The 4933-nt window shown below is 53.7% G+C and carries 5 protein-coding genes; 1 reads left to right on the top strand and 4 read right to left on the bottom strand.

Features of this window, described 5'->3' with window-relative positions:
* Window positions 1-386: 386 nt before the first annotated feature.
* From KJ653_06600 to KJ653_06590, 3 genes are all read right to left on the bottom strand, one after another.
* Window positions 387-1109 (bottom strand): methyltransferase domain-containing protein, encoded by a 723-nt coding sequence (locus tag KJ653_06600; GenBank protein MBU0685497.1) that lies wholly within the window; start codon window positions 1107-1109, stop codon window positions 387-389.
* 325 nt (window positions 1110-1434) lie between these two features.
* The gene (locus tag KJ653_06595; protein ID MBU0685496.1) at window positions 1435-2337 is read right to left on the bottom strand and encodes a hypothetical protein; all 903 of its coding nucleotides are present in this window, start codon (window positions 2335-2337) and stop codon (window positions 1435-1437) included.
* Between the two features lie 166 nt (window positions 2338-2503).
* Window positions 2504-3178 carry an ABC transporter ATP-binding protein gene (locus KJ653_06590; protein ID MBU0685495.1) on the bottom strand — a complete coding sequence of 225 codons (675 nt, stop codon included), beginning with the start codon at window positions 3176-3178 and terminating at the stop codon, window positions 2504-2506.
* A 126-nt stretch (window positions 3179-3304) separates the two neighbouring features.
* Here KJ653_06590 and KJ653_06585 point away from each other — a divergent pair, with 126 nt between their 5' ends.
* The gene (locus KJ653_06585) at window positions 3305-4090 is read left to right on the top strand and encodes a sugar phosphate isomerase/epimerase (protein MBU0685494.1); all 786 of its coding nucleotides are present in this window, start codon (window positions 3305-3307) and stop codon (window positions 4088-4090) included.
* A gap of 1 nt (window position 4091) precedes the next feature.
* Here KJ653_06585 and KJ653_06580 read toward each other — a convergent pair whose 3' ends face one another.
* Window positions 4092-4793 (bottom strand): hypothetical protein, encoded by a 702-nt coding sequence (locus KJ653_06580; GenBank protein ID MBU0685493.1) that lies wholly within the window; start codon window positions 4791-4793, stop codon window positions 4092-4094.
* Window positions 4794-4933: the final 140 nt, after the last annotated feature.

Here is a 4933-nt window from a genome sequence, read left to right as displayed (position 1 = left end):
CCGCCGATGACACCATCGAAGTGACGTCGGGAAAAAGGCTCCGAGGAGCAGTTTTTCGGAGGTGATTCTAGCGCGCTCATCCTTTCAGGATACGCAGGTATTCGGCAGAGTGCGCGTCGGGCTGGATCCCATCTTGTGAGCTCTCCTAGCTGTCCTGCCCATCGTCTGCAGCCTATCTTTTACAGTTCGTTGAGCCAGCATCCTGCCGATAGTTTGAAAACGTCGTGAATCAATTCATTTCCGGGATGCACTGTGGGAACCTCTCCAGGCAAGAAGAACGGCGGAGAGGGGGGAACGGCACCCTCATGAAGGGCCTTGATGCAAATAGAATGACGACTTCCCCGGTCGAGCAGATTTAATGTATGAGATGCACTCAAAGGATTCAGTCACGATGCCTTCTTGGCCATCAGCATGTAATGATAGTTGTGATACTTCGCAATGCGATCGTTGTCGGAAAAGAATGTATAGAACCTGTACAACTTCTCATGCCTGGTCGGATAGGAACGATTCCGGAAGAACAGGATACCGACGAAACCAATTTTCTCCAGAGTCTTCTTGACCTTGAATGGATTCGTCGGGAACTCGTAATCGGCAGGTTGATGCTCCGAGTGAAGCAATTCGTTATGGTGGAATGACCGAAGGTTCCTATGGAGAACCTTGGGCAAAAGAATAGATTTCGGAAACTGGAACATACCCCAGGCATTGACATCCTCCAAGAAAAGCAGGCCGCCCGGTCTCAACAGACGGTGGAAGCTCGTCAGGAGCTGTTCTAGCTGTTCACTTTCATGGTGAATCAGGTCTATGCTTGCCAGACAGTCGAAGCTGCTCTCCTTGAAAGGGAGGTTTTTGACATCCCCCGCGACGGTGCTGCGTGCGTTGGATTTCGAACTCAACCATTCAAGTATCTCATAGACAAGGTCAAAATTCACGAATAGATGGCCCTTATCCTGGAATTGCTTGAAGCTATCGTCATAGCCACATCCTATGTTTATCATTGTCTTTGGGGCTTTTCCGATATTGTCGGCAACAACACCCCAGAACTCTCTCTTGGAGCTGCGCCACTGATTCTCGTCGAACCTCTCCTTTGTGCCTACGCTCTCCTTTATCATCGTCTTCGACAGAAGCTCTTCAGTCCTCAGATGACAAACATCGAAAGATTTCGGAAATAGAACTGGTGTTCCATTCCTTAGCTCATATCTCCTTCCACAACCCACGCAAGTGAGCCCTTCGAGCGACCGAACCAGACTGGAGCAACAGTCCGGACAAGCTAGAAGAGCTAGCAGCTCCTGTCGGAATTCTCCGATCATACGACAAGATAGACGCATTGTTTCCTAGATAAACCAATCTCACACGACCTCGAGGGTGGGGAAACTCGTTGCGCTTAGAGCATCATCGTTCATGAATAGGGGACAGCAGCACGGAAAGCCAAAATGATCACAGTATGTAGTCCACCGAGATCACGAACAAGCATATCGCGATCTCAATCCCCCAAATCAGCGCCACAAGTTCTTGCTCATTCACCTTGAGGTGCTTCATGAATATGTGGGTTAGAGACTCGATTCTCCCGTGATACTCAAGATAGCCATTGCCTGCTTCTGAGCAATAATTCTCCGCCTTGAAGTGGCCTCTGAGTTTCAGAAGGAATTCTGCGATCATCGGCAGAAAGATGAACGTCGTCTGCACCTGGAGGTTGGATAGAATCCCCGCGACGGCTATTGATGCTCCCATGAACAGCATCATCGTGTCTCCAGGAAAGACGATTGCAGGGTATTTGTTAAACCACAGGAAGGCCGTGAGCGCACCAACCAAAGGCACAAGAAGGTAAATCCCGTCGTGCCTGCCATGAACAAGGGAGAGTACGATCAGGGTTATCGACATGATAATTCCCAGCCCAGTCCCGAGGCCGTTGAACCCTTCGAGCATGTTGGCAGCGTTTGCGGCGCACGTGATCGCGAACGCTACAATGAGAATCATCCAAGGACCGAACTGCAGCTCGATCACGTGGGGTATGACGACATGTGGATCGGCCACGGCCGCGAAAGGAAGCGCGAGCACGAACGGGAGGAACGCCTTATGCCTCTGCCTGAGGTCGAACAGGTCGTCCATCATGCCGACGAAGGCCGCGCCGAGGGCCGCAGACAGGCCCACGTTAAGCAGGTTGATGTTCGTGATGCCGTTGAGGGCGACGAGCACGCTGACTCCGGCGAAGAACCCGACGACCACAGCGATCCCTCCCATCTCGGCAACCTCGGGCTTGCTGGGCTTGTTCAGGTCCCTTCCTACTACGCCCCTGGCCTTCAGCCTGGGTATGAGCCACGGGATGATGACGAAGGTCATCACCAAAGCTACGAAGAATCCAGCAATGAATTCGACACCATATGGCGTTGGGCTGTCCCCCGGCGTGCATCGGTGAGGCCTATTATTACCTTTGCAGGGTGTATGCTCACATGTGTACGGTCATGGAATGCCAGCAATTCAGCTTCAGAACCGGAACCTGGCCGAGTCAGCCGTCAGGTCTGTCGACAATCGCCTTTCCCGAATCCAGATGGACTCTGAAGGTCGAGTGCCTTGCTAGTTCGCGGTCGTGCGTTGCCAACACTATCGCAGTGCCGAATTCCCTTCTCACTCGATCGAACATGTCCATGACGTTTCCAGTATTCTCCGCATCGAGGTTGCCGGTCGGCTCGTCTGCGAGTATGATCTTCGGCTCGTTCATCATCGCCCTCGCAATCGCCGCCCTCTGCGCCTCACCGCCGCTGATCTTGTTTGCAGTCTCCTTCGCTATGTGCTTGATGTCGAACTTGTCCAGCAGCTTGTCCACTCTGCCGCCATCCTTCTTCTTCGAGAACCTGAGCGGGAGCGCCACATTCTCCCTGACTGTGAGATCCATGAGCAGATTGTAATCCTGGAACACGAATCCTATCTCTGCAAGCCGCAGCTTCGCGAGATCGTCCTCGGACATATCCACGATATCCTGACCGTCGATGATCACACTACCAGAAGTAGGCCGGTCCAGGCCGCCCAGTATGTTTAGGAGCGTCGTCTTTCCGCATCCAGATTTTCCGAAGATCATCACGAACTCCCCCTCAGCCACTGAGAAGGAGACCCCGTCCAGGACCGGGCTTCTTCCGTTGAACTTCTTCACGAGGTCTCTGACCTCGATGACGCTCTCGCCCATGGCATCCAACCCCACGGAGCCGGACGCTATTAATCGTTTTCGATGTTGGCACTTCGCTTGCGAATCCATATAGCCCTGCATCCACTATCTCTCATTGGAGAGGGTAGGATCCTCAAGCTCGGCATAATGATCAGTCTCAAGGATTACATGACGATCAACGTTCCGAGGGTGGACTTCTCGGAGCTCCTCCTGTTCGATGGCGACCGGGAACGTATCTCAGAGCGGGTGCTTCAGGAGCTTCATCGCAAAGCTCGTCCGTCAATCGAGTTCATTCACGCCCAGGAGCTCATAACCTACAAGGGCCGAGATGTTCTGCTCGACCTCGCCTCGGAGGACAAGGAGTTCAGAGCTGCCTGCGTGAGCGCCATCGAGCTCACGAGGGACTATGCTGCCGCGCTGGGAAACGTCAACATCGTCATCCACCCAGGTGGCATCCGGAAGAAGGTTGAAAACCGGGAAAATCTGCTGTCGAACCTGGAACTATCACTCAAATCACTCGGACCATCTCGGCTCTTGCTCGAGAACATGCCCTGGTTCTACTGGCACAGGAAGCTCGACAGAATGCATTCGAGCATATGCGTTTCCGTCGAGGACCTCGAACGGTTCGCTGGTCTTGTCGACGGGTTTACGCTCGATGTCTGTCATGGGTACCTGTCCAAGCCCGAAGGCGACCCCGGTTACTGTTCGAGGTTCCTGTCTTCGTTTGGCGACAGGACACGACATGCGCACGTGGCAGATGCGCGTGCGCCCGACAAAGAAGGGCTCCAGATCGGCGACGGCCATGTCGATTTCTCCTGCTTGAACGGCTTGGACGTTCCGATCACGATCGAGGTCTGGAAGGGGCATGAGAACGGCGGTGCCGGCTTCAGGATGGGTATCGAACGCCTGAGGAACATGGAAAAGCGTTGGTGAACTAGAACCCCAGGGGCAGATCTGCAGATTTGCCCGCGGACCTGCCAGCGTTGGCAATGTCGATGAACTTTCCGTTGATCGCGAGGTCTCCAAGGTAGCATTGGTACGGGTTGGCTATGTCCCAACCTCCGATGTGTATGCTGACGCTGATGACTTCATCATCGCCTAAGATCGAAATCCATTCCTCAAGGGAGAGCACGAGCGACTCTGTCTTGACCGGAGCTATCATCCACTTGCCGTGGGACACGGTGTCCCTCATCTGCCAAGTGAAGTACGGTAGGCTCCAGAAGCCTGCCGAATAGGAGTCCTCTGGATAGCAGACGAGGTATCTACCTACTGGCATTTTGAGGACGACATAAGGTTCCAGATCGTCGCTCCCTCCTGTCTGCGATATGAAGTCCGAATACGAGATGGACTCGATGTCTGAGAGATGGCCCTTGAACGGTACCTTGATCGAAACCCAGTCCTCGACTGATATCGCGCCCAGCATGACCACGTTGGCTTTTCCGTCGAACTGGCCCATGTACTTCGCGAAAGAGTTCTTGGACCCAAGCTGGATCACGGCCTGAGGGGTCGCCATGGTGCTTGAGGTCAGCGTTAGGACTATGAATACTATCCACACAAACGAGGCGACGCTCTTCAGCGTCTTTCTGTCATCCTTCCGCGCGGCGATCCTGGTCGCCAGTCTGCTCTCGAACTTCAAGGCATCATCCCTCTCCAGTATGTCCGGGAGAGGCCGTCCGCGGAGGGTATGGTGTCCTCTCAACGACCATGTCCATGCGCGGCTCAGTGCATCCCATGACGTGATATATTTCGATTGCTTATATAATTTTCCAGCATGAT

The organism is Candidatus Thermoplasmatota archaeon, assembly GCA_018814355.1.
Taxonomy (GTDB): domain Archaea; phylum Thermoplasmatota; class Thermoplasmata; order UBA10834; family UBA10834; genus COMBO-56-21.
The sequence above is the reverse complement of the archived record's forward strand: the minus strand, read 5'-3'. Positions and strand labels throughout refer to the sequence as shown.

Coding starts and splice junctions, on each gene's coding strand:
- KJ653_06600 (MBU0685497.1), bottom strand. CDS start 1,109: ATGATAAAGGAGAGCGTAGGCACAAAGGAGAGGTTCGACGAGAATCAG.
- KJ653_06595 (MBU0685496.1), bottom strand. CDS start 2,337: ATGACCTTCGTCATCATCCCGTGGCTCATACCCAGGCTGAAGGCCAGG.
- KJ653_06590 (MBU0685495.1), bottom strand. CDS start 3,178: ATGGGCGAGAGCGTCATCGAGGTCAGAGACCTCGTGAAGAAGTTCAAC.
- KJ653_06585 (MBU0685494.1), top strand. CDS start 3,305: ATGATCAGTCTCAAGGATTACATGACGATCAACGTTCCGAGGGTGGAC.